This is a genomic window from Flavobacterium sp. (genome assembly GCF_046155325.1).
Taxonomy (GTDB): Bacteria; Bacteroidota; Bacteroidia; order Flavobacteriales; family Flavobacteriaceae; genus Flavobacterium.
Window position 1 is genome coordinate 1 of the sequence record NZ_JBJXDQ010000043.1, and the last position, 2,572, is coordinate 2,572.

General features: G+C 32.3%; 2 protein-coding genes. Both read right to left on the minus strand.

Going from position 1 to position 2,572, the window contains the following annotated elements:
* Nucleotides 1-112: 112 nt before the first annotated feature.
* Nucleotides 113-1,378, minus strand: coding sequence for a polysaccharide ABC transporter ATP-binding protein (locus tag ACKVOD_RS02715; protein ID WP_409207946.1), 1,266 nt, complete (start codon nt 1,376-1,378; stop codon nt 113-115).
* 96 nt (nt 1,379-1,474) lie between these two features.
* Nucleotides 1,475-2,326, minus strand: coding sequence for an ABC transporter permease (locus tag ACKVOD_RS02720; RefSeq protein ID WP_409207947.1), 852 nt, complete (start codon nt 2,324-2,326; stop codon nt 1,475-1,477).
* Nucleotides 2,327-2,572 lie beyond the last annotated feature (246 nt).

Consider the following 2,572-nt stretch of genomic DNA (forward strand, 5'->3'; position numbering starts at 1 on the left):
AAACCCATTTTTTTACTTCCTCAATACTATGAAAAGAACCCTCCAAATGGAGTGCGCTTTTAATAAACATAAAGGATTTGTCTAATGCTTGCATAATCAAAATTGAGTTTTATTATTCGTTTGTCCATGTGAATTGTGGCTTGATATAGCCTGGTTCTCTTCCCATGAATACGCCTAACTCCCTAGCTCGGTCTACTACTGTAAAAATAAAAATATCATTTTCTATATAAATAGCGGTTCTTTTATCAACCACTACAAAAAGTGACAATGAATAATTTCCTGATTGAAAAAAGTTTTCTGGAAAAAGGCATGTCAATTTATTAATGCCTTTTTTAAGTTTGGCTTTATCCTTACTCGAAAAAGAAAACAACGGCTCTCCTAATTCGTTATATAAATGGTAGGTAATATGATATCTTTCGGGTTCATCAGTAAGCATTTCAATCTCAGAGGTTAACTCCAATGAATTATTTTCTAGTAAAAGATCTTCATATGAATTTTTAGAACTTTTGATTGCAATCTGATTAAAATTAAAAACATCTTTTACAAAAATATCTTTAAATGATTTTATGTTCGTAATTCCTTTATTTCCTCCACCTAAATACAAACTTACACAACTGTTTATTTCACCAATATGTTCTATAATTCCTTTGTTCAAAACTATTCCGTTGTTGCATAGTGATTTTACCGCAGCCATATTATGACTTACAAATAAAACCGTCCTACCTTCTCCTTTCGAAACATCACCCATTTTACCGATGCATTTCTTCTGAAACTCGGCATCACCCACGGCCAAAACCTCGTCAACAATAAGAATTTCGGACTCTAAATGCGCCGCAACAGCAAAAGCCAAACGCACATACATTCCTGAGGAATAACGCTTTACAGGAGTATCAATATAGCGTTCCACACCAGAAAAATCAACAATTTCATCAAACTTACGAGTAATTTCATGGCGACGCATTCCTAAAATAGAACCATTTAGATAGATATTTTCTCTACCAGTCATTTCAGGATTAAAACCTGTACCCACTTCCAACAAAGAAGCAATGCGACCATTGACTTTAAAACTTCCCGTAGTGGGCTTAGTTACTTTACTCAATAATTTTAGGAGTGTACTTTTTCCTGCTCCATTTCTTCCAATTATTCCAACAGCATCGCCTTGTTCTATCTCAAAATTAATATCACGCAATGACCAAACATAATCACTTACTCCTTTAGAAGTTCTGTCATTAGCTTCGCCAATTTTAAGATATGGATCCTCTTTTCCTCTAAATTTACTCCAAATACGATTTAAATCATGACTCAAAGTTCCTGTTCCTACTTCGCCTAAACGATATTGTTTGGATATGTTTTCTGCCTTAACGGCTAAATTTTTCATATTTAAATAATATATTTTATTCTTAGAATTGTCTTTTGTGAATTAATACAATTGTTTAATCTATGGTAATAAATATTTATGATTCGAAGAGTATTGCTAAACCGTATCCATAAAACTTTTCTCCACTTTATTGAAAACTAATATTCCAATAAAAACCAAAACACTTATAATTATAGTACTATGAATCAAACTAGAAGATTCAAAACTTCCTGAACCTAAGTACGCGTAACGAAAACATTCAAAAATACCGGTTAACGGATTTGCTTCCACAAATCCTTTGTACTTTTCTGGAATAGAAGTTACTGTATAAACAACTGGAGTAGCATACATGAATAACTGAATCCCAAACGTTAAAAGAAAAACAAGGTCTTTGTATTTTGTGGTTAATGAGGAGAAAATCATTCCTAAACCCATGGCAAATCCCGCCATCAAGAGCATTAAAAAAGGGGTCATCAAAATCCATAAATTGGGGTGAATACTTTTCTCTACAAAAGTATAATAAATCACTACCGCAATAAATAAAGCAAATTGAACTGCAAATCGCATTAAACCAGACACAACAATGGTTAAGGGCATAATTAATCTTGGGAAATATACCTTACCAAAAACTCCTGAATTGTCTTTGAATACGGTTGCATTTTTAGACAGACATTCCGAAAAATAATTCCAAATGGTAATACCCGCTAAATAAAAAGGCATATGAGGTATCCCATCTGTGGACAGTTTGGCAACTTGACCAAACAAAATAACATAAATAAAGGTGGTTAAAATAGGCTGGATAAAAAACCAAATTGGACCTAGAATAGTTTGCTTATAAAAGTTAGTGAAATTTCGCTTTACCAACATGAGTAATAAATCACGATAATGCCATATTTCTTTATAGTTCACTGACCAAAGCGAATTCTCTGATTTTATTTCTTCTGTCCAAGTGGTATTGTGACTTTGCATGATAAAAAAATTATTTTAGTTTTTAAAACTATGATTTTTTTGAGATTTGTAAATTAAGAGATGAGATTGCTGAAATTTTTAATGTTCTCGAAGTGGCATAACTTAATTTCTAATTTTTAGTTCCAGTTTATCTTTCACGAAGGATATTATTTTCTCTACTGCCGCCGCTTCGGTTTCAAATTCTGTTTGTATAATTATATCTGGATTTAAAGGATTTTCATAAGGAGAATCTATGCCCGTAAAATT

Bases quoted from the DNA above. Each gene is read 5' to 3' on its own strand.
- ACKVOD_RS02715 (WP_409207946.1), bottom strand. From the start codon at position 1,378: ATGAAAAATTTAGCCGTTAAGGCAGAAAACATATCCAAACAATATCGT.
- ACKVOD_RS02720 (WP_409207947.1), bottom strand. From the start codon at position 2,326: ATGCAAAGTCACAATACCACTTGGACAGAAGAAATAAAATCAGAGAAT.